The 22553-nt window shown below is 62.4% G+C and carries 18 protein-coding genes and 1 pseudogene; 4 read left to right on the plus strand and 15 right to left on the minus strand.

The genetic code is table 11. The features are described 5' to 3' along the window. Positions 1–70: 70 nt before the first annotated feature. Together AC244_RS20035 and AC244_RS20040 are read right to left on the minus strand one after the other, a co-directional pair. Positions 71–2269: a TonB-dependent siderophore receptor gene (locus AC244_RS20035; protein ID WP_053250631.1), complete on the minus strand. Its 2199-nt coding sequence runs from the start codon at positions 2267–2269 to the stop codon at positions 71–73. A gap of 179 nt (positions 2270–2448) precedes the next feature. Next, complete coding sequence (locus AC244_RS20040) at positions 2449–3333, minus strand: helix-turn-helix domain-containing protein (RefSeq protein ID WP_053250581.1); 885 nt, start codon at positions 3331–3333, stop codon at positions 2449–2451. Between the two features lie 249 nt (positions 3334–3582). Between AC244_RS20040 and AC244_RS20045 the strand changes: the two genes are divergently transcribed. Then, positions 3583–3789 (plus strand): hypothetical protein, encoded by a 207-nt coding sequence (locus AC244_RS20045; RefSeq protein WP_053250582.1) that lies wholly within the window; start codon positions 3583–3585, stop codon positions 3787–3789. Positions 3790–3832: 43 nt separating this feature from the next. Here AC244_RS20045 and bla read toward each other — a convergent pair whose 3' ends face one another. Continuing rightward, on the minus strand, positions 3833–4693 hold the full coding sequence (gene bla, locus AC244_RS20050) for a subclass B3 metallo-beta-lactamase (protein ID WP_053250583.1): 861 nt from the start codon (positions 4691–4693) through the stop codon (positions 3833–3835). A gap of 264 nt (positions 4694–4957) precedes the next feature. Here bla and AC244_RS20055 point away from each other — a divergent pair, with 264 nt between their 5' ends. Further along, a complete protein-coding gene (locus tag AC244_RS20055; RefSeq protein ID WP_053250584.1) occupies positions 4958–6007 on the plus strand; it encodes a polysaccharide deacetylase family protein in 1050 nt (349 codons plus the stop codon). A 48-nt stretch (positions 6008–6055) separates the two neighbouring features. Here the strand turns inward: AC244_RS20055 and AC244_RS20060 are convergent, their stop codons facing one another. After that, positions 6056–6973 (minus strand): LysR family transcriptional regulator, encoded by a 918-nt coding sequence (locus AC244_RS20060; protein ID WP_053250585.1) that lies wholly within the window; start codon positions 6971–6973, stop codon positions 6056–6058. A 452-nt stretch (positions 6974–7425) separates the two neighbouring features. Here AC244_RS20060 and AC244_RS20065 point away from each other — a divergent pair, with 452 nt between their 5' ends. Both AC244_RS20065 and AC244_RS20070 read left to right on the plus strand, forming a co-directional pair. Beyond that, positions 7426–9879, plus strand: coding sequence for a penicillin-binding protein 1A (locus tag AC244_RS20065; protein ID WP_082366958.1), 2454 nt, complete (start codon positions 7426–7428; stop codon positions 9877–9879). A 1-nt stretch (position 9880) separates the two neighbouring features. Continuing rightward, positions 9881–11620: a peptidoglycan D,D-transpeptidase FtsI family protein gene (locus AC244_RS20070; RefSeq protein ID WP_053250586.1), complete on the plus strand. Its 1740-nt coding sequence runs from the start codon at positions 9881–9883 to the stop codon at positions 11618–11620. Positions 11621–11702: 82 nt separating this feature from the next. Here AC244_RS20070 and AC244_RS20075 read toward each other — a convergent pair whose 3' ends face one another. The 11 genes and pseudogenes from AC244_RS20075 to AC244_RS20130 all read right to left on the minus strand — a co-directional run bounded on the left by AC244_RS20075 (position 11703) and on the right by AC244_RS20130 (position 22501). Further along, on the minus strand, positions 11703–12305 hold the full coding sequence (locus tag AC244_RS20075) for a nitroreductase family protein (RefSeq protein ID WP_053250587.1): 603 nt from the start codon (positions 12303–12305) through the stop codon (positions 11703–11705). A gap of 54 nt (positions 12306–12359) precedes the next feature. Beyond that, complete coding sequence (locus tag AC244_RS20080; RefSeq protein ID WP_053250588.1) at positions 12360–12563, minus strand: hypothetical protein; 204 nt, start codon at positions 12561–12563, stop codon at positions 12360–12362. Between the two features lie 194 nt (positions 12564–12757). Then, a pseudogene (locus AC244_RS20085) lies at positions 12758–13334 on the minus strand (2-hydroxychromene-2-carboxylate isomerase). Positions 13335–13382: 48 nt separating this feature from the next. Further along, positions 13383–14462 carry an LLM class flavin-dependent oxidoreductase gene (locus tag AC244_RS20090; RefSeq protein WP_082366960.1) on the minus strand — a complete coding sequence of 360 codons (1080 nt, stop codon included), beginning with the start codon at positions 14460–14462 and terminating at the stop codon, positions 13383–13385. 12 nt (positions 14463–14474) lie between these two features. Further along, a complete protein-coding gene (locus AC244_RS20095; protein ID WP_053250589.1) occupies positions 14475–15413 on the minus strand; it encodes an ABC transporter substrate-binding protein in 939 nt (312 codons plus the stop codon). A 76-nt stretch (positions 15414–15489) separates the two neighbouring features. Next, positions 15490–16434, minus strand: a complete 945-nt coding sequence (locus AC244_RS20100; RefSeq protein WP_053250590.1) for an ABC transporter substrate-binding protein — start codon at positions 16432–16434, stop codon at positions 15490–15492. Between the two features lie 77 nt (positions 16435–16511). Then, on the minus strand, positions 16512–18287 hold the full coding sequence (locus AC244_RS38770; RefSeq protein WP_082366962.1) for an amino acid ABC transporter permease/ATP-binding protein: 1776 nt from the start codon (positions 18285–18287) through the stop codon (positions 16512–16514). Positions 18288–18333: 46 nt separating this feature from the next. Further along, complete coding sequence (locus tag AC244_RS20115) at positions 18334–18885, minus strand: GNAT family N-acetyltransferase (protein WP_053250591.1); 552 nt, start codon at positions 18883–18885, stop codon at positions 18334–18336. Between the two features lie 26 nt (positions 18886–18911). Further along, positions 18912–20099, minus strand: a complete 1188-nt coding sequence (locus tag AC244_RS20120; RefSeq protein WP_053250592.1) for a M20 aminoacylase family protein — start codon at positions 20097–20099, stop codon at positions 18912–18914. Between the two features lie 18 nt (positions 20100–20117). Then, a complete protein-coding gene (locus AC244_RS20125) occupies positions 20118–21482 on the minus strand; it encodes an LLM class flavin-dependent oxidoreductase (protein WP_414735939.1) in 1365 nt (454 codons plus the stop codon). Between the two features lie 23 nt (positions 21483–21505). Beyond that, positions 21506–22501, minus strand: a complete 996-nt coding sequence (locus AC244_RS20130; protein ID WP_053250593.1) for an LLM class flavin-dependent oxidoreductase — start codon at positions 22499–22501, stop codon at positions 21506–21508. Positions 22502–22553 lie beyond the last annotated feature (52 nt).

Here is a 22553-nt window from a genome sequence, read left to right on the forward strand (position 1 = left end):
TGAGTGCGGATCCGGGCCGGTCACGGCCGGTCCCGAACGGTTCACATAAACTATACTGTTATAGTCAGCATTACCATTTCTTGCTGAGCTTCAAGGTCAGCGTCCGGCTTTCGCCATATCCACAAACCGATAGCCCCTGGCACCCCTTCACATATTCCTTGTCGAAGAGGTTGGAGACATTGAGCGATGCCGCCCAATCATTCTTCTCGTAACGGATTGCCGCGTCGACCAATGCGGCGGAGGGTACTTTCCGCGTATTGGCTGCGTCGGCCCAGGATTCACCCTGGTATCTGACGCCGGCACCAACGCTCAGTCCCTCAAGCGCGCCCGAGGGCACGGTGTAGTCGAGCCATAGCGACGCCTGCGTTTCCGGCACGATGACCGGCGACTTGCCGATCAGGCTGGCGTCGAGTTCTTCGGTAACCTCAAGATCCGTATAGGAAAACGCGCCGATGACCTTCCAGTCATTGTTGATGTTGACCTTGCCCTCAAGCTCGAAGCCGGTCGACTGGACCTCGCCGAGCTGCGCATTGACGAAGAAGCCGGGCACGGGGACCGAGACGTTCTGCTTGGTGATCTGGAACACCGACGCAGTGAACAGGCCGTCGACGAAGGTCGGTTCGTATTTGACGCCGGCTTCATATTGATGGCCGTCCTCCGGCTGCAGGGCTGCAAGCTTGGCGGGGTTCAGCGGGTCGCTCGGATCGGTCGTGCGCGTTCCGACGAGAGGGTTGAAGAAGGTCGCGACGCTGACATAGGGCGTCACGCCATTGTCGAACTCATAGGCAAGGCCAGCACGGCCGCTGAGGGCACCGTCGTTCGAATCGAAGCTCGTTCCGACCACCGCTTTCGAAACCGTATCGACATAGTCGTAGCGGCCGTTGAGGGTGACGAGCCAGCCGCCGCCGAAGCGGATCTGGTCCTGGACGTAGACGCCGACCTGCTGTTGCCTGACGACCTGGTCGAGATAGACGAAGTTCGGGTTCTGCGGCACGCCGTAAACCGGATCGGTGGCGCTGATCGGCGTTGCGCCGCAACAGGCCTGGATGTGATCGAGCCGGTAGTACTTGTAGTCGAGGCCAGCCAGGAACGAATGGTTCGCACCGCCGAGGTCGAATTTGTTCTCGGCGCGATTGTCGATCGCAAAGGTGTCGACCTTGGACGTCGCCTCGAAGCCGATCCGATTGAGCAGATAATCCGGTCCGGTCGGCGCACCGCCCACCCAGCCGAAGGTATAGGGGCCAGCCTCGTGCTTGTAGAGGTGGCTGTAGCGGGCGTTCTGCGTCAGGCTCCAGCCGCTTTCAAGCTCATGCCTGGCCTCGTAGCCGATCATCTGCTGGACATAGGTGCCCGTGTCCAGATCCGGTTCGCCATAAAAGGCGTCGCGATCGATCTTGCCGAAGGGCGCATCGACGACCGTGCCGACATAGGGCAGAAAGCCGTTGCCGACATGCACCTGGTCGAGGCCCTGCAGAACGCCGTAAACCGTCAGGCTCGTCGCATCGTCCGGGGCGTAGGTGATCTGCGGAATGATGACGCCGCGCAGATCGTTTGAGAAGTCGGTGTAGGTGTCCCCGCCCGCAACCTTGCCGGTGACGCGGTATCGGATAGTGCCATCGTCGGTCAGCTTGTCGTTGATGTCGAAGCCGGTGAAGGCATTGCCTTCGCTGTTGATGCCGATCTCCGTGTAATAGAGCGGTTCATCGAGCGGCCGCTTGCTGATCAGGTTGATGATGCCGCCGGGGTTGGCGCCGCCGTAGAGCACCGAAGCGGGGCCCTTCAGCACCTCGACCCGCTCAAGCATGAAGGGATCGATCTGGAAACCGCCAAAACCAAAGCTGAAGAGCGTCAGACCGTCGAGGAACACGCCGGTCTGCGTCGCATCGAAGCCGCGGATATAAAACCAGTCCGTATCCGCGTCGGTGCCGAAAGGTTCGGCGGTGACACCAGGCGTGTAGCGCAAGGCCTCGTCGACCTTGTTGACCACGCCGCGATCGTCGAGTTCATCGCGACCGATGACGGAGACGGATTGCGGGATTTCAGTGATTGGCGTGGCTGACTTGGAGCCCGTCGTCGTGGCCTTGGCGACGTAACCGTCAACGGGCCCCGTGGCCTCGTCGCGCGCGCCCTGCGCCTGCACTTCGATCTTTTCGAGTTTCGTGGCGCTGCCATCCTGGGCGACAGCCGCCGTCGACACCAGCAACGCGAAACCGGCGACGCCGCTCGCAAGCAGTTCTCTCAAACGCACACTTTCACCATGACGCTGCATCGTATCGTCGCCCCTGCGTGCCGGACCCGCCATCCCCACAGCGTCCGGCCCGGCTTCCTGACTGCTGATAAGATGAGCATTTATATCAACTATTAGGGCGAGGCTTGTTTCGATCCCCGAAAGTTGAACACTCTTGGGCAAATATGTGCGGGCAACTGTTCAAAGCCGAAGGCATTTGCTCAGACGAGACGGCTTCTTTTCCAAAGCGCCGGTGTCGTTCCGACCGCCTTGCGGAAGACGCGGGTGAAATGTGCCTGGTCCGAGAAGCCGGTTTCGGCAGCGATCGCGGTCAGGGACGCTTCATTCTTCAATAGCAGATGCTTTGCCCGCTCTATCCGGGCGTTCGTCTGCCATTGATGCGGCGCCACGCCCGTCGATGCCTTGAAGGCGTGGCTGAAATGGGACTGCGAAAGCCCGGCCAGGCTCGCCAGTTCCTCAAGCCGGATGTTGCGAACGCTGTTTTCCTCGATGTACTCCACCGCCCGACGCAGCTGCCAGGACGCGAGCTGGCTGCGCTTGCGCGTGCTTGCACGGTTGAGCTTCATCAGATCGATGAACAGCGCAAGCGTCAGGCCGTCGCCATAGAGATCGTGGAGAGGCTCAGGATTGAGGCATTCCGAGGCGATCAGCCGGGCGAGCTGGAGAAACCGCTCGTCGTGGAACATCAGCCGTGGCACGTCGCACCGGTCAGCGTCGAGATCCTCCATCAGCCGGCGGCTGAGGATGTCGATGTTGAAGTGCAGATCGAGATGACGGATATATTTGACATCGACCACATCCGCCCAGATCTCCATGCCGGCCGGGATGTAGGAGATCGCCTGTTCCCGGTAATTCTGGACCGTGCCGTTTCCCTGTGAAGAGAGCTTGACGTTGCAGCTGCTTCCGCCCTGCGCATCGAGAACGATGAACATCCGCGGATCATTCGAGACGTAGTAGCCGCCGGCACGCGGGTCGCACTCGACATCCCACACATCGGCAATGATCCCGTTCCACTCCCGGCGGTGCAACTCGCCCAGGATCTTGAAACCGGCAATCTTGTTCTGCATCCGCGGCTGAAACGTCATTATCGCTTTGTCCGTCTTCGGGACGGCCTGTCTTCCGGACTTTATTCCTTCCTTCAATACTCATCTTTAAACCGCAACGGAAGTCCCCCGCCGTTGCTTTCGGAAAAGGCGCCACCAAGCGGTCCTGACGTGAAAAATCGCGCCGCGGCGCGATTATTTCTGGGATTCCACATCAAAGGATCACGCGGACGGTCCCCTGTGCGGTCGATATGGTTATAAGGCTTCACTCGAACAGATCAGGAGCCTGCCATGGAAACCGTCGAAATCGCAGACCGCAGCGAATTTGCCCTTTGGGCAATCCAGCGCGCGCAGGAAATCGTCGTGACCGAAGGCGCGTCTTTCGCCATGGCGGCGCGCGACATGGACGACACTGCCTTAAGTGCCGCAGCCGCAACCCTCGGCAAAGCCATCAGCGAGGCCATGCTCGAAGTGTTTGACGGCCTCGTTTCGGACTGAGCCGCCAAAGGCAACGGGCCACGCAAAGTGCGGCCCGTCTCTCTCATTGTCTCGCCTTCTGCCTTGCAAGCTCCTTCTTGAAGGCGGCGCGGGATTTTTCGACGATCTGGCTGAGCAGATCCGGATCGATGAAAGCAACTTTCTCGCCTGCGTCCCGCCGCGCGGCCCGGCCGAGAACATCGGCAAATTCCGGATGAGCCGGCAGCACCACATCCGCCTTCATAGCCGCCAGCCGATCGAAACTCGTCTCGAAGTCGGCAACGATGCCGGGATAGCGCCTGTTGCCGAAGAGCTTGTTGCCGGCGACGGTGACGCTGCAGGGAAAGACCACCTTGAGCGCGCGTCCGGCCTCGGTCACCGATGTTGACCAGGTGGTGCAGCCGGGCGTGTGGCCGGGCGTCAGCGTCGCCTTCAGGCTGACGTCTCCAAGTGCCACGACTTCGCCGTCGGCAAGCACATGGTCGACCTTGACCGCCGGAAACGTCCCGCGCTTATAGGTGGTCTCGCCGTCGTGCAGGCCGTTTTCCAGCGCCCAACGATCCGCGGCGATCGCATAGAGCTTGGCGCCGCTGTCGCGCTTGATTTGCGCAACGCCGGCGACATGATCGAAATGCGCATGGCTGGTGACGATGATCTTGATATCGGAGAGCTTGAAGCCGAGCGCCGTGATATTGCTCTCGACTAGGAATGCGGTGCTCTTCAGCGTTCCGTCGAGCAGAATGGCCTGTTTGCCTGATGTGATGAGATAGGCCGCCAGCCCCTTGGTGCCGACGTAATAGATATTACCGACGACGCGAAATGGCTTCGTCGGCTGCGACCAATCGGCATTGTCGGCTATCGCCGCACTCGCCAGGCATACCGTCGTGATCGCCGTCGCCAGGGCGCACCGTATCAACTTTCTCATACCAGCCTCCGCATCTCGAATTGACGCTTCACGAACCTCGGATGCGTCTTGCCTAAGCAGCTGTGACACCGTCGGCAAACGACGATAATTTGCAGCAGTCATTAGAATAATTTGCATTTCGAGCGGCAGGCAATCTACCCGGCATCAACGGAGACCACGGTCTTCCGCGCGACATGACAGCGGCGAGAAAATCTCGCCCATGCAATGCTCCAGCAACCCTTGCGTACGAGGGTCGTTCTCATTTCCATTCGCAGAAGAGGGACGATGGTGAAGGAAACCGGACTTCACTGCGCCTGCAGCACGCGGCAGAACTTGGCAGGGATATGCGCACGAACGGCCGGCACAATCAGGCGCTGCATACCGCTTGCTTTCACGCCTTGGATTGCGCTCGTTTTCTTCCTGATCGACGCTCATGCTGAAACCGGCGGCGTCACCCGGGAGAAATCCGTCGCCATCACATTCGACGACCTGCCCCACGCCAATGCCGGCGACGACGGAGCGGATCAGCCTTCAGCCCAAAGCATCCAGGATGCGAACGCCCGCATTCTTGCCGCCCTTGGGGATCACAAGGCACCGGCAATCGGCTTTGTCGTGGAAAGCAAGGCGCGCGCCGTCGGACCGGTTGCAAAGGACATCCTGAAGGATTGGACCGGACCGCGACTGACGCTCGGCAATCATACCTTTTCGCACGCGGACACCAATACGCTCGACATCGCCGGCATCAAGCGCGAGATCGTTGATGGCGAGAAGACGACGAGGCGAACACTCAAGGCCGCAGGCAAGGATCTGCGTTTCCTGCGCTTCCCCTATAACCACACCGTCGATACGCCGGAAAAACAGAAGGCGATTGCGGCCCTTGCGGCGAAGCTTGGTTATACGATTGCCGCCTCCACCATCGACACCTCGAACGATGTCTTCGATCGCGCCTATGAGCGCGCCCTTGCCGAGAATGACACGGAAGCCGCCCACCGCATCAGGACGGCCTATCTGATGCACACCCAGCAACAGATCGCCTACTACGCCGATCTCAACGAGCAGGTGCTTGGCTACGAACCGCCGGCCATCATGTTGCTGCATGTCAACCGGCTGAATGCGGACGCCATCAAGGGGATCCTGTCGCTGTTCGAAGAAAGCGGCCCCGGCTTCATTACGCTCGAAAAGGCGCAGGCCGATGCCGCCTATCGACGGCCGCTCTCCTATACGACGAAATACGGCCCGATGTGGGGCTATCGCTGGGCGAAGGACAGGAGCGTGCGTATCGACGGCAGCCTGGAAAGAGAGCCGCCGGAATGGATCGTCAGCTACGGAGAATAGTCGTGCGCCGACCGCTGGCGACACTGTCCCTCGCCGACGCAGTGCAGCCTATGCCGAGTTGCTCGCCTCCGGCTCATGCAATTGAGCAGAGCTGTCTTCCTTCGCCGCCATCAGCCAATCGTGGAAGGCAGACATCGCCAGCGTCGGCGCGCGCGACTTCAACCGCGTCAGCCAGTAGCTCCCCATCGAGGTATAGACGTCGAACGGCTGGCGTACCGTGCCGTTTGACAGTAGCCGGGAAAACATCAACGGAGGGGCCAGAGCAACGCCGATGCCCTGGGCGGCCGCCTCCATCATGGCGAGCGACGAATCGAAGACGACGCCCTTGAGAAGCGGCGCCGGATAGGTGATGCCGGCGGCGGCGAACCAGTTGACCCATTCATCCGCCCGGTAGGACCTGAGCAGCGTCTGGCTCAGAAGATCGGCGGGACGGCGCAGCGTATCGGCAATCTCAGGAACGCACAGGACCGAAAGCGGCGCCTCGAACAGCCGCGTCGCCTCGATGTTGTGCCAGGAGCCGCTGCCGAAGCGAACGGCGTAGTCGAGCCCTTCAGCAGCCATGTCGACACGGTTGTTGTTCGTCGACAGCCGGACATCGATGAAGGGGTATTTTTCCTGAAAATCCGCAAGGCGGGGCAACAGCCAGCCGACAGCAAAGGTGCCGACGGCACCGATCATCAAGACCTCCCTGAGATGGCCGCCCTCGAACCGCTCGAGCATATCGGCCATGCGATCAAAGGAATCCTGCAGCACCGGCAGCAACGCCTCGCCCTCGGCGGTGATCATCAGGCCGCGCGGCAGGCGCTTGAACAGCGTCACGGTCAGCCGGCTCTCCAGCAACTTGACCTGGTGGCTGACAGCAGCCTGCGTCACGCACAGTTCGATCGCCGCGCGGGTAAAGCTCAGATGTCGTGCGGATGCCTCGAAGGCACGAAGCGCATTGAGAGGGAGATATGGTCTGACCATGGATGCCCTAATTCAGCTAATGGGTCCTGCAAATAAACGTGGTTTGCCGCGGCAGTACAACCGCTTTACGGTGAACTCACGTCGGCACCCCGTTTCGTCGGGGCGTGTCCGCCAACGCATAGAGGATCTGGCTCCTCAAACATACGTCTCCGTGGAGGATCCAACCATGTGTCGTCTCGACTGAACGCCCATAGGCACGTGCCCCACAAATTTCGCACCGCCATATCTGTGACCACCGCAGCCGCGAGCCGCGGCTGCGGTGGTCACAGCCTTTGGTGGCGAAACGGAGGCGACAGATTGCCCCTGGCTGCATAGACGAAACATCAGGCGCCTGAGCCTGCTCCGCTACCGCGCATCGCCTTCACGCAACAGACCATGCATGTCAGCCGCTCCCATCGGGATCGGATGGCGAAGCCGTGTCGTTCGAACCTCGAAAGTCCCCGACATCCATTATGAAGCTCATCGCAAACCTGCTCGCGACCCTGATCAACCTCGCCACGCTTCTCGGCGTCGCACTGGCATTCTGTGCTGCGGCCCTGACACGAGACCTGCCGGATCATCGGGCGTTGGCAAACTGGGAGCCGGCGGTCACCACCCGGCTTTACGCCGGTGACGGCGCCATGATCGCGCAATATGCGCGGGAACGCCGGCTGTTCCTGCCGATCGGCGCCATGCCTGCCCGGCTCAAGCAGGCATTCCTTTCGGCCGAGGACAAGAACTTCTACCTTCATCCCGGCATCGACCTGACGAGCCTTGCCACTGCGCTCTGGTCGAACCTTGCCAATTACGGCTCGGGTCGACGGATGATCGGCGGCTCGACGATCACGCAGCAGATCGCCAAGAACTTCCTTTTGTCGTCAGACCGCACGGTGGAGCGCAAGCTGCGCGAAGCGATCCTGTCGATCCGCATCGATCAGACCTATTCTAAGGACCGGATTCTCGAACTCTATCTCAACGACATCTATCTGGGTCTCGGCGCCTATGGCGTCGCACAGGCGGCCCTCACCTATTTCGACAAGCCGGTCGGTCAGTTGACGGTGGCCGAAGCCGCCTACCTCGCCGCTCTGCCGAAGGCTCCGAACAATTATGACCCGTACCGGCATCCGGACCGGGCCGTCGCCCGGCGCGACTGGGTCATCGAACAGATGCGCCGCAACGGCGTCATCGATACCGACGTTGCGGCGGCAGCGACCGCCTCGCCGCTCGGCACCAAGCCGAAACGACAGGAGACATCCGCCGACAAGACGGACTATTTCACCGAGGATGTGCGCCGCCAGCTCGGCACCCGCTATGGCGAGTTAGCGCTCTATACCGCCGGGCTTTCGGTGCGCACGACGCTCGATCCGCGGCTGCAACAGGCGGCCATGCAGGCGTTGCGAAAGGGCCTCGTCGCCTACGATCAGGCGAAGGGATATAGAGGCCCGCTCACCCGCCTGCCCTCCCTTGGTGGATGGCGCCAAGCGCTCGCCAAGCGCCAGCCGCTCGCGGACGTGCCGGAATGGCAGCTCGCCGTCGTCCTCTCTGCAGCCAAGGATACAGCCGAACTCGGTCTCAGGCCGGTCGTGACCGGTGCCTCGACAGCCGACGCACCCACGGTCACGATCGACCGCAACGACACAGCCTGGGCTTTGTGCCGGCTCACCGAAGGCAAGCGCCGTTGCGGCTCTTCCCTCGACGGCATGCTGTCACCGGGCGATGTCGTCTATGTTGAGAAGTTGGAGGCCGGCCATGTCCTGCGCCAGCCGCCCCAGGTGCAGGGAGCGCTGGTCTCGATGGACCCGAACACCGGACGGGTGCTTGCGGTCGCCGGCGGCTTTTCCTACGCGCAATCCGAGTTCAACCGCGCGACCCAAGCCTACCGGCAGCCCGGCTCGTCGTTCAAGCCGTTCGTCTACGCCGCAGCCCTCGATACCGGATATGCGCCGACCACGCTTGTCATGGACGCGCCGATCGCCATTCCTGATGGTACCGGCAAGACATGGCGGCCGAAGAACTACGACGGACGCTTCAGCGGCCCCTCGACCCTGCGCACGGGGCTTGAAAACAGCCGCAATCTGATGACGGTCCGCCTTGCCCGCCATCTGGGCATGGATCTTGTTGCCGACTACGGCAAGCGCTTCGGCATCTACGACGAGCTTCGCACTTACCTGCCGATGGCGCTCGGCGCCGGTGAAACGACCCTGCTCCGGCTCGTTTCCGCCTATGCCGTCATCGCCAACGGCGGCAAGGCCATCACCCCGTCGATGATCGACCGCGTCCAGGATCGATACGGCCGGACGATCTACCGACAGGACAGCCGCCAGTGTGCGGACTGCAACGCGCTCGCCTGGGAAAACCAGGAAGAGCCGGTGCTTGCCGACAACCGGGATTATGTGCTCGACCCGATGACCGCATTCCAGATCACCGCGATGATGCGCGGCGTGGTGGAACGAGGCACCGCCAGAAATGTCGCAACACTCGGCGTCCCGATCGCCGGCAAGACCGGAACGACCAACGATGAGAAGGACGTCTGGTTCGTGGGCTTCACCCCCAACATCGTCACGGGCGTTTTTCTCGGTTACGACACGCCAAAACCGATGGGTTACGGCGAAACCGGCGGCGGGTTGGCGGCACCGATCTTCATCGACTTCATGAAGGTCGCGCTTCAGGGAAAGCCCGCGGCCGAGTTTCACCCGCCGCCCGGCATGGTTTTCCAGACGGTCGATAAAAAGACGGGCCGGGTGGCTGAGGACGGCGCACCAGGCGCCATCGTCGAGGCCTTCAAGCCGGGGACCGGTCCCTGCGAGGGCAATTGTACCGTCATCGACGATAACGAGATGGCCGAGTTGCCGGCCGGCGAGGCGGACAAGGGCCTGACACCTCAACTGCGGCAGAAGCTGCTCAGCAATACCGGCGGGCTCTACTGAAATGGTTCAACGCGTTTCATCGCGCGCGGATCGCCGCAAGCGCATCCTCTTTCTGATCGCCGTCTTTGTCGTCGTGTTCCTGACGATGCTCGCGCGATTGATCCAGCTGGGCACGGCCGAAATCGAGACCACCGGCTATGTCCCGAAGCGCCCCTCGGTCGGCCGCCCTTCGATCCTGGATCGGAACGGCAATCTGCTGGCGATCGACGTGCCGAGTTCCGGCGTCTATGCCGAGCCCCGCTTCATCGGCGACGTCGACGAGGCGGTGGAGAAGCTGACAGCCATCTTCCCCGATCTCGATGCCCGCGAACTGCACCAGCGCCTGAACAGCAAGACGCCCTTCGCCTGGATCAAGCGCCAGGTGACGCCAGCGCAGGAGCAGGCACTCTGGGATGCCGGCATTCCTGCGGTCGGCTTCCAGCGGGAAAAGCGGCGCGTCTACCCCAACGGCTCGCTCGCGGCCCACGTCCTCGGCACCGTCGATATCGACAATATTGGTATCGCCGGCATCGAAAAATGGATCGAAAGCCAGGGGTTGGACGTCCTGCGACAGACGGGCATGGATCTCTCCCACCAGAACCTGCAGCCTGTCACGCTGACGCTCGATATCCGGATCCAGCACGCGCTGCAGATCGAGCTTGCCAAGGCGATCGAGAAGTTCGGGGCAAAGGCCGGCGCCGGGCTGGTGCTCGATATCACCAATGGAGAAGTGCTGGCACTTGCCTCCGCCCCGGATTTCGACCCCAATAACCCCGCCGATGCGCTGAAGCCGGACCGTATCAACCGTATTGCCGCCGCCACCTTCGAGATGGGCTCCACCTTCAAGGCGCTTACGACCGCGATGGCGCTCGATTCCGGGCAGTTCACCATCCGCTCGGTCATCGATGCCAGCAAGCCGCTGGCCTTCGGCCGGTTTCGCATCCGCGATTATCTCGGCAAATACCGGCCGCTCAGCCTGCCGGAAGCCTTCATCTATTCCTCCAACATCTCGATGGCGAAGATGGCAATCGCGCTGGGTCCTGAAAACTTCCGCGCCTTTCTCTCCCGTTTCGGCCAGATGTCGCGACTGACGACCGAGCTGCCGGAAAGCGCCCACCCGCAACTACCGCGCTCCTGGGGGCAGATCGACACGGCAACCGCGTCCTACGGCCACGGCATTGCGGTGACGCCGCTGCAGGCAAGCATTGCGGTTGCCGCGCTCGTCAACGGCGGGCGCCTGATCAGGCCTACCTTGATCAAGGGCTCAGCCGTCGAGGACCGGCTGCTTGCCACCGACCTCATCAAGCCCGAAACCGGCGAAGCCATGCGCTTTCTGCTCCGCCTCAATGCCAGGAGCGGGTCGGCACGAAAGGCCGAGGTCAAAGGCTATTTCATCGGCGGCAAAACCGGCACGGCAGAAAAGGTGGTCGGCGGGCGCTATGCCAAGGATCTCAATCTCACGTCCTTCATGGGCGTCGTGCCGGCCGACAATCCGCGTTATCTGCTCCTGACCATTCTGGACGAACCCAAGGGGCTGCCGGAAACCTATGGCTTTCGTACCTCCGGCTGGAATGCGGCCCCGCTCGGCGGTGCGGTGTTCGAGCGCATCCTGCCGATGATGAACCTGATGCCGTCCTTCGACGTGCGGGACGTGACGTTTCCGTCGATCGTCGCACAACGGGCCTTTGGTTCGGAGCTGTTTTCCGGCGTGAACCTGCGCGATGCCCCCAGTCATGATACCGCTGTCGAGGAGCCGCTTTGAGATTAAGACGGCACTCGCGACCTGCCGAATGCATTCGCCGAGGGCAAGGTTAGCCCTCGGCGTGGTCACTGGTGTCCGCGTGTTAAGACCGCTCGAAGTGGCCTTCGGACGAGATCTCCGAAAGGGATTTCCGTGGGCTCGGCACTTCGCGCTCCCGCAGCCCTTCGGGCAGTTGCGCCTTGTCGCCGATCCTGCCGATGGCGACGGCGGCTTCAACGCGGTAATCGGACGGGACGCCAAGGTCGGTCCGCGCCCTGTCATAGTCGAGGCCGGCCATTCCGTGTGCCTGCCAGCCTGAATAGGCGGCCTGCAGCGCGAGCGCACCCCAGGCGGCGCCGGTGTCGAATGAATGCGTGTAAGAGGGCACTTCCTCGCTGGCGCCCGGTGGCAGCAGCGATGTTTTCGACAGCACGAAGATCAGCGCCGAAGCGTCCTTGGCCCAGCTCTGGTTGAACGCGTTGAGGATGCCGAACAGCTTGTCCCAATGCTCGGTGCCTCTGCGGGCATAGATGAAATGCCAGGGTTGCGCGTTATAGGCCGAGGGCGCCCAGCGCGCCGCCTCCAGAATGCCGAACAGTTCGGCTTCGGAGATATCTGCTCCAGCATAGGCGCGTGGCGACCAGCGCTCGAGGAACAGCGGGTTGATCGGGTGGCCGGCGATACGCGAATTGATTTCGATGGTCATGGTTTTCCCGTGTAGTGGCGTTGTTGTCTGTCGCCTTCAGCCGCAGAGTCGTTTTCACCAGCTTTCGTAGCGTTCACGTCGACGCTTGAGATTGGTGATTTCGTCCGAAAGCTCTGCGATGCGGTCTCGAAGTTCGTTCGTCGTTCCGTCTTCGAAATCATCGATGCCGAAACAATCCCTCGCTTCGTAAAGCTCAAGCTTGCCTTGCAGGACATCTCGGATCGCGCTCAGGCGTTCATATTGCCGCAGGACACTCATGGCACACCTCGTCAAAAGCTGTTTAGAAATGCGCGAACCACGGAAAGGTTTCGTTCGACTGCTCGGCTTCAAGCACCCTGAAAATTATCGACTTAAACAGTAGATTAAAGGAACCCAGGCCCAAAGATCGGGCGAGGGTTGGAAAAGTGATCCGGCGGCGTCGCGCGAGCGCTCGATCTCCGCCCCCGCCAAGCCTACGGCCTCTCGCCTTTCAGGTGCTGTTCCAGAAACGGCAGGTTGTCCTGGCCCCAATAGATCTCGCCGTCATAAACAAACGTCGGGAACCCGAAGACGCCGTTCTTGACCGCATGATCCCGATCGGAGGCCCATTTCCCGGCAACATCTCCGGCATCTTCCCGTGCAAGCAAGGCACCGCCATCAAAACCGGCGCGGACCGCCACGGCCTCGCGCACGTTTGGCTGGCCGATGTCCTCGGCACGGACCCAGAAGGCCTCCTGCAGAGCCTCCGTCAAGGCGAGCCAGTCCTTGCCGTCGAGATAGGCGGCAATCACCAACCGCGACGCAGGGGCGGCCGTCGAGAAGAAGGTTCTTGCCCCGGGCACGGCTCCAGCGTTTCAGGTCGCGCGTGCCGTACGCGCGTCGCGCCTCTGGCCGGTTGCGCGAGAAGATGCCGCCATTCTCCTCAACCACGGTCGCCAGGTAAGGCTTTATCTCAACGCCGTTCTGGCGCGCGAGCACGGCAAAGGCTTCAAGCCCGATGAAAGACCAGGGCGAGCCGATCGAGAAGAAGAAGTCGACGCTTTTGGTCACGTGAGACATGTCCTTGTATCGTTGTTGTCTGAGCTTGTGGGCCGCGTCCTAGGCGGCAGCGGGGTCCGAAGACTGTGCTCGGGCAGCGCCCTCGTTTGCCCGGGCGCCGGGTGGCGTCCGAGACCATTCAAGCTCCGGTGTGATGCGAGCTACGACATCATCGAGGATCTGACGGTACTCGTCGTGCTCGAACTCGTAGGGCAATTCGAGCCTGAGTTCGCGGACATGTGGGAGGATCGGGTCAGCAAGCAATCGTTCAAGGATCTGCTCGGACGTGCCGACGAGATCGCGGGCAAACAGCGTTCGCCGCTCGCCTTGCGGCGTCAGCGTGCGCTCGTGGCGGCCGGCGGCATAGTCGAGATACCGGCGGCGGGTGCTGGCGTCCGCGCCGTCGAGCGGAACGATGACGCGGCCGAGCGCGACGCGCCTTTCTGCTCCGCCAGCCTGTCGATAGGTTTCGAGTTGACGTGCCTGTGCCTCGAAGAAGTCGTCCGTCTCCTCGCCTGTCGTGACGTTTCCGATCAGCAGATTGAAGCCGTTCTCGCCAGCCCAACGGGCCGAACGCAGTGAGCCCCCGCCGTACCAGAGCCTGTCGGCCAGTCCCTTGGCATGGGGTTGCAACCGCGGGCGCTGCGGGCCGAACGGTGTCTTGATGACGGTGTAGTCGTCGCCGAGAAATTCCCCGCGCAGATTTTGCGCAAAACGCAGAACCCGCTGATGCGAGAAATCGTAGGCAGACCAGTCCCCATCGAAGGCGAGTGGTCCGATGAGATCCACATGCGGCGGGCGTCCCGCACTCAAGCCAACGTTCAGGCGGCCACGCGACAGGACGTCAACGGTCGAAAGGTCTTCGGCCAGCCGATAGGGATTCTCATAACCGATCGGGATCACCGCCGTGCCGAGCTGAATGCGATCCGTTCTCTGGGTGGCCGCCGCCAGAAAGGCGGCTGCCGACGAGATGCCGGGTTCCAGATGGCGCTGTCTCACCCAGGCGCTGGCGAAACCGAGTGTCTCACCATATTCGAGCAGGCGGAGCGTCTGCTCCAGGCCCGCCAATGGATCGTCGCTCGCATAGTTTCCCGGCGTCAGAAAGCCGATGTGATCGATCGAGATCTTGTGCTTCGTCATCGTTGCGCACCCTCAGGATTTCGGCAGACCGGGAGGATTGGTTTCCGACTTCGGCAGCGCCTCTTCCGCCAGGTGCCAGCGGTCGAGAATTTTGGCATAGGCGCCATTTTCGATGAGGCCATTGGTGGCAGCGGTTAGCGCATCGGCAAGGCCGCTGCCCTTGCGCGTGGTGATCGCCACGTCGGAACGCTCCGGCCAGCCGGCGCTCAGAGTTCCCACGCGCTTGATGTTCTTGTCTCGGGCCGCGATGAAAACAAGCTGCGCGTGTGGCTGGACGATCACGTCGGCGCGACCCGAAGCCAGTGCTACAAGGCTCGTCGCCTCATCGTCATAGTATTGCAGCTCGAGTGGCTTCAGTCCGGCTACGACATTCTCGTCGTTCCATTTGAGAAGAATGCGCTCCTGGCTGGTGCCTGCACCAACGATGATCCTGAGGCCGGCGGCGTCCTTCGGCTCCTTGATCGAGGTGACCGCGCTGTCAGCCCTCACGAAGAAGCCGTGCAATCCCTGACGGTAGCTCGAAAAATCGAACTTCTCCTTGCGTTGCTCGGTGACGCCGACATTCGAAATCACCGCGTCGTATTTGCCCGACGTCAGGCCGAGCGGCCAATCGATCCAGGCGATCGGTACAAGCTCCAGGGTCAGCCCGAAACTGTCGGCGACCGCCAGTGCGTAATCCGGATCCGCGCCGATCACCGTTCTTGCGTCGGTCGCATAGGTCGCAAGCGGCGGCCCGCCGGGGCTGACGGCAACGGTGAATTTGCCCGGCGTTACGAACTTGAAGCCCGGCGAAATTGCCGCGATGGCCGCATCGTTTCGTTCGGCACGAATGCGCCCCGGTTGTTCCGGGCTGAAGTCGAAGCCGTCGGCGGCCGCAGACGGGCCGAGATGGAAGAGTGCCGTCGCAAATGCGGCGATGAACGAGGGGCGTAGTGCGGCCAAACCGAACATATTTGTCGTCTCCGGAGGGGATGTTGAGGGAGCGGGCCGGCGGCACTTGCACATTCCGGCCCGCAACCGGTTATGGTCAGGAACCGCTCTTCGGCAGGCCCGGAGGATTGGTCTGCGATGCGTCCACGGCCTCGTCGGTCAGGCTCCAGCGCTTCAGCACTTCACCGTATTTGCCGTTCTTGATCAGGTCGTTGACGGCAAGGGTAATTGCGTCGGCAAGCCCACCGCCCTTGCGCGTCGTCACCGCGATCTCGGCCGTCAGCGGCCAGCCGCCGCTGGCGATACCGACGACCTTGGTGTCATTGCGGATCGAAGCGGCATAGGCGCGCGTCGCATTGGGATTGAATTCCACATCGGCACGCCCGGATTGCAGCGCCAGATCGCTCGCCGCGCGATCGTCATAATACTGCACCTCGATCGGCTTCAGCCCGGCGGCGACATTCTGCCTGTCCCATTCCAGAATGATCTTTTCCTGGTTGGTGCCGGCGCCGGTGATCACCTTCAGGCCCGCCACGTCCTTCGGTTCCTTGATCGAGGTGATCGGGCTATCGGACTTGACGAAGAAGCCGAGCACGTCGCGCCGGTAGGTCGAGAAATCGAACTTCTCCTTGCGCTCCTCGGTCACGCTCACATTGCTGATCACCGCGTCATATTTGCCCGAAGCGACGCCGAGCGGCCAATCCGCCCAGGCGACGGCCACGAGATCCAGTTCAAGACCGAGGGAATCGGCCACCAACGAGGCAAGATCGGGATCGGCGCCAACAACGGTCTTCGAGTCCGAGGCGTAGGTCGCGATCGGTGGATCCCACGGGTTGACGGCAACGGTGAACTTGCCGGGGTTTACGAACTTGAAGTCGGGCGCAATGGCCTTGATGGCTGCTTCGTTTCGCTCGGCGTGCACACGGTTGGACCTATCGGGGCTGAGATCGAACTTCTCCTGCGCCTGAACCGAGGCTGTACCGAGCGTCGCGACGGCGACCGCCCCTGCCAAAAGCAGCTTTGCTCTGTCGAAGAATGCCATGTACTTGGTCTCCATTTCACCTTTAGGTTGCAGATTGCGTCGGCCTGATCCAGCGTGCCCATGCACGCCTGGAATTTTCAGAGAACCTTGGCGAGGAATTCGCGGGTGCGCGGATGTTCCGCGGCGGTGAAGATGCGTGACGGTGGTCCAGCCTCCAGGATGCGTCCGGCTTCCATGAAGACGACGGTGTCGGCGACCTCGCGGGCAAAACCGACCTCGTGGGTGACGATCACCAGCGTCGTGCCGGTGCGCGCCAGTTCCTTGATGACATCGAGCACTTCGCCAACCAGTTCCGGATCAAGTGCCGAGGTCGGCTCGTCGAAGAGTAGGACCTTCGGCCTGAGGGCGAGAGCCCGCGCAATCGCCACACGCTGTTGCTGGCCACCCGAAAGCTGTCGGGGATAGGCGTTGATCTTGTCGCTCAAGCCCACCCGCGCCAGCAGATCCTGCGCCAGCCGGACGGCATCGTCGCGCTTCAGACCGCGAACCTGTATCGGCGCTTCGACAAGATTTTCCAGGACCGTCAGGTGCGGGAAGAGATTGAAATTCTGGAACACCATGCCGATGTCGGCGCGGCGCTTCAAGATATCCTTCTCCTTCAGTTCATAGAGCGTGTTGCCCTTCTGGCTGTAGCCGACGAGATCGCCGTCGATCGAGATGAAGCCGTCATCGACCCGCTCCAGATGATTGATGGCGCGCAGCAGGGTCGACTTGCCAGAGCCGGACGGCCCGAGGATCGCCGTGACGCTGCCGGCGGGCAAGCTCAGCTCGACATCATCCAGCACTTTCAGCGGACCGAAACTTTTGGAGATGCCGTGGATGCGGACGGCACCGCCGGCGCGGAACGCCGTTGCGTCATGAAAGCCGGCCTTGCGGGCGATCGCGCCGTTGCTAGCAACCTCGGCCAGTGGACGTCGAAACCGCGAGAAGAACGCCTGGAACGGCAGCGGCACCGGATTGCGGACGGCACCCTTGGAAAAATGCCGCTCGATATAATGCTGGGCGATCGACAGCCCCGTCATGATCACCAGATACCAGACGGTCGCAACCATCAGGAGCGGAATGACTTCGAGATTGCGGCGATAGATGACCTGAACGGTGTAGAACAGTTCGGGCAGCGCCAGCACGTAGACCATGGACGTGCTCTTGGCGAGACCGATGATCTCGTTGAAGCCGGTCGGCAGGATCGAGCGCATCGCCTGCGGCAGCACGATCCGGAATGCCTGGCGGTGCCGCGGAAGGCCAAGTGCGGCAGCGGCCTCGTGTTGCCCGTGGTCGACGGAGAGAATGCCGCCGCGCACGATCTCGGCAAAGAAGGCTGACTGATTGAGCGTGAGCCCCAGGAAGGCTGCCGCAAACGGTGTCAGTAGCTGGGTGGTCGGGTAGTTGAAGAATGTGGTGCCGGTGAAGGGAATGCCGACCGAGATCGTCTCGTAGAGATAGCCGAGATTGTTGAGAACGAGCAGCAGCACGATCAGCGGAATGGACCGCAGCAGCCAGATGTAGCCGAAGGACAAGCCGCCGAGCAGCGGCGACTTCGAAACCCGGGCGAGCGCCAGCGCCGTTCCCAAGAGCGAGCCGGAAACCGTGGCGAGCGCCGTCAGCAGCAATGTCCGCCCGAGGCCTGCGAGCACCGGCTCGGCAAAGAACCACTCGGCAAAGACCGGCCACCCCCAGCGTGGATTGGTCAGCACCGAATAAAGCACGCCGGCAATGACGAGCGCGGCGAACAATGTGCCCAGTGCGCGCGCCGGGTGGCGGGCCGGGACAATGCGGTAATGCGCATAGCCCGGATTGGGTTCGCTCGTTCGTCCCGCATCGGCAACGCCGGCATAATCGGTCAGAATGGCCATGATGCATCCTCTCTGGAGTGGTTGGTGCGCCCGTCGGACGATGGCGTTAGGAGTGGCTGGCCGGCTGCAGATGCGATGGATGCGGCTCTCCGAGAAGGGCGAGCGACGCGACGAGATGGGTGATGTCCTTCTCGAACGGCAGCGTCTTGTAGATCTCCGGATCGGCTTCGACGTCGAACAGCGCGGTGTAGCCGTTGACGAGATAGAGGCCGACGGCCTCCGGCTGCCGGAAACCGGTCGTCAGATAGATCCGCGAATAGCCTTGGCGCGCAGCCTGCGCTTCGAGTTCAAGCAGCACCTTGCGCGCCAGTCCCTGGCGGCGCAGGTCGGAGCGCGTCCAGATGCGTTTGAACTCGGCGGTGCGGTCGTCATGGTGCTTGAAGGCACCGCCGCCGATCGTCTCACCGTTGCGGATCAGCAGCACGAAATTGCCATGCGGCGGCGCGAAAGCCTCCGGCGGATAGCGGTGGAGCTCTGCCGCGGCACCTTCGTCACTGAAATAGGTGCCGTAGCGGCTGTCATATTCGATGATCAGTTCGTCGATCAGCGGCTTGGCACGCGGGTCGAGGGGGGTGGTGTAGAGAAACGTATCGCTCATGGGTTTCGCCAATCCCGTTGTCGTCATCATGCGAGGAAGGTTTCGACCAGCCGCACCCAGTAGCGGGCGGCAGGCGCGATGATTGCGTCGTTGAAGTCGTAGTTGGCGCTATGGAGCGGCGCGCTGTCGCCATTACCGACGAAGAGATAGCTGCCGGCCTTCTCCTCGAGCATGAAGGCGAAGTCCTCGCTTGCCGTGCGCGGTTTGAAGTCGCTGACGACCTGGCCAGGGCCGAAGGTCTCAACGGCCACATCGTGGGCAAGCTCCGTCTCGGCACGGTGATTGATCAGTGCCGGGAACCCGCGGCGGTAATCCACCTCCGCAACCGCGCCGAAGCTTTCGGCCTGTGCACGCGCCAGTGCCGGAACGCGCTCGCCCAGCAGCCCGCGGGTGGTCTCGTTGAAGGCCCGCAGGGTCAGTTTCAGGGACACGCTTTCAGGGATGACGTTGGAAGCCGAACCGCCATGGATCGAGCCGACGGTGACGACCGCCATTTCCTGCGGATCGACATTGCGCGAAACCACGCTTTGCAGGGCCGTGATCAGCGACGCGGTTGCCAGCACCGGATCGACGGTGAGCTGCGGTTCCGCCCCATGGCCGCCCTTGCCGACGATCTTGATATTGCACTGGTCGACCGAAGCCATGGCCGGGCCGGCGACGAAGCCTAATTGCCCGGCCGGCACGCCCGGCCAATTGTGCAGGCCGAACACGGCGTCGACGGGAAAGCGCTTAAACAGCCCTTCGGACAGCATCTTGCGTGCGCCGGCACCGATCTCTTCGGCAGGCTGGAAGATCAGCCGCAAGGTGCCGTCGAAACGACCGGCTTCCGCCAGATAGCGGGCGGCGGCCAGCAGGATAGCCGTGTGGCCATCGTGGCCGCAGGCATGCATGACGCCGGGATTGACGCTGGCATGGGCAAGGCCCGTCGCCTCCTCGATCGGCAAGGCATCCATGTCGGCGCGAATGCCGATGCTGCGCGCGCCTCTGCCCCGGCTCAAGGTGGCGACGACGCCCGTCCCGGCAATTCCGGTCGCCACCTCGTAGCCCCAGGCGGAAAGCCGGGAGGCGACGATTTCGCTGGTGCGGCGTTCGTGAAACGCAAGCTCGGGATGCCGGTGGAGATCGTGGCGCAGCGCAACGATCTCATCGAGATAGGCGCCAATGCCTCGCTCGACCGCGTCCCCCGCCGGTGTGTCCTTGACGATCATGTTCATGGGCGGTTCCCCGACGCCTCAAGCGCCAACGGCCCTTCCCTGCTCGATCTCGGCTGCCGGCGCCGCATAGCGGCTCTCGCGGTAAGACAGCCCGAGATGGTCGCGCAGCGTCTCGCCCTTCAGATGCGGGTCGAAATAGCCGCGCTGCTCGAGGAGCGGCAGCACGTGGGCGACAAAATCCTGCAGGCCTTCGGCAATGACGGGGAAGCCGAGGATGAAACCGTCTGCAGCGTCGCCATCGACCCAACGGATGATCTCGTCGGCGATGTGCTCGGCGGTGCCGATGAAGGCGGTTCGCGGCGTTGCGACATCAAGCGCGATCTCGCGCAATGTCTGGCCGGTCTCGCGCGCCGTCTTCTTGATCCGGTCTGTGGTCGCGCGAAAGCTGTTCTTGCCGATATCGCCGATATCGGGGAAAGGCTCGTCGAGAGGATAGACGCTGAAATCGTGGTGATCGAAGAACCGGCCGAGGTAAAGCAGCGCCTCCTCGACCGTGACCAGCGCCCGGATCGCCTGGTACTTGGCTTCGGCCTCCTCGGCGGTCGCGCCGACGATCGGGGCGATGCCGGGGAAGAGGCCGACATCGGCCGCCCTTCGCCCCTGCGCGATCGCGCTCTGCTTGATCTGCTTGTAGAAGGTTTGAGCGTCTTCGACCGGGCCGCCATTGGTGAAGACGGCATCGGCGTGTTTGCCGGCGAGACGAATGCCTGAATCGGAGGCTCCTGCCTGGAAGACCACCGGCTGCCCCTGGCGCGAGCGGCTGATGTTGAGCGGTCCTTCGATGCGGAAGAAACGGCCCTTGTGGTTCAACCGGCGCATCTTGGCCTTGTCGACATAGACGCCGGCCTGGCGGTCACGGACAAAGGCATCGTCATCCCATGAATCCCAGAGGCCTTTGGCCGCATCCAGATATTCGTCGGCGATCTCGTAGCGCAGTTCATGTTCCGGATGCTCGCGACCGTAGTTGCGGCCGGAGCCCTCCAGCGGCGACGTCACCGCGTTCCAGCCCGCACGTCCGCCGCTGATGAGGTCGAGCGAGGCGAATTGGCGGGCGATGGTGAAAGGGTCGCTGTAGGAGGTCGAAACCGTGCCGACCAGCCCAATCTTCGAGGTCGACGCGGCAAGCGCCGACAGAATGGTCAGCGGCTCGAAGCGATTGAGGAAATGCGGGATCGACTGTTCGTTGATGTAGAGACCATCGGCAACGAAGGCAAAGGCGATGCCGGCGGCCTCAGCCTTGCGCGCTGTGTCGACGAAGAAGTCGAAATTGACGCTGGCGTCTGCGGGGCCGCTCGGATGCTTCCAGGCATTCATGTGGCCGCCGGGGCCCTGCAGCATGATACCGAAGGTGATGTTCTTTCTGGTGATGGGCTTCCTGGTCATGGACGAGATCCTCTTGCGGATGTTCAGGCGACGAGCGAAAGCCGCTCTCTTGCGATGAGTTCGATCGATGCGAAGCGTTCGGCCGCAGGAAGGGCCGGTGTGTCGATCACGAATTCCTTGACGCCGTAGCGCCGATGGAGCGCATCCAGTTCCTGGCGGACCTGACGCGGTGTTCCGTGCAGCACGCTGGGGCTCTTTTCCTCGACCCGGTAGTCGCTGACGCCGGCCTGGCGCGCGAATTCGGCCGCCTGCTCCTCGCTGCCGACATTGACGCTCTGGCCGTTGCCAAGAAAAACCTTGAAGATGCGAAGGCCGGCGACGCGCTCGCGGGCATGCTCTTCGCTTTCCGCCGCCAGCGCCGCGACCGCCAAAATGGGCCGACCGCCGCCCGTTGCGCGCTCATATGCCGCAACCGTTCGCTCAAGGTTTTCCGGGTCGCCGTTGAGATGCGCGGCAAAGACAAGTTGCCAGCCTTTCGCTGCAGCGAGTTCGGCGCTCTCGACGCTGGCGCCGAGCAGGAACCGCTCCGGCGCATGCGCCGGCAAAGGCGTTGCCAACAGCGCCCCCTCTTCCGTCTTGCCAGGCGCGAGATAGCGGTTGAGATCGCTCAGTTGCTCGGCGAAACCCGGCTTGCGCTCGGGATCGGTTCCGATCTGCAGCGCCCGTGTCGCGAGGGGGAAGCCACCCGGCGCCTTGCCGACGCCGAGATCGACCCGTCCCGGCGCAAGCGACGCCAGCAGATTGAACGTTTCGGCGACCTTGTAAGCGCTGTAATGCTGCAACATGACGCCACCAGAGCCGACGCGGATCTTGGACGTCCTTGCCAGCAGATAGGCAATCAGCGTTTCGGGCGCCGAGCTTGCGAGGCCCGCCATGTTGTGATGCTCGGCCAGCCAGAAGCGGTGATAGCCCCACTCCTCTGCTTTCGCCGCCAGCCTGGCCGTCGCCTGCAGCGCGTCAGTCGCGGGACTCCCGGGATCGATCGGGCTCTTGTCGAGAAGGCTGAGAAGATAGGACATGCCAAGTGTTCCAGATTGTCTCGGCGCCACTGTCGGTCGCCATTAATCTATA

Origin of the sequence: Ensifer adhaerens (assembly GCF_001270265.1) — a bacterium.
Taxonomy (GTDB): Bacteria; Pseudomonadota; Alphaproteobacteria; order Rhizobiales; family Rhizobiaceae; genus Ensifer; species Ensifer adhaerens_B.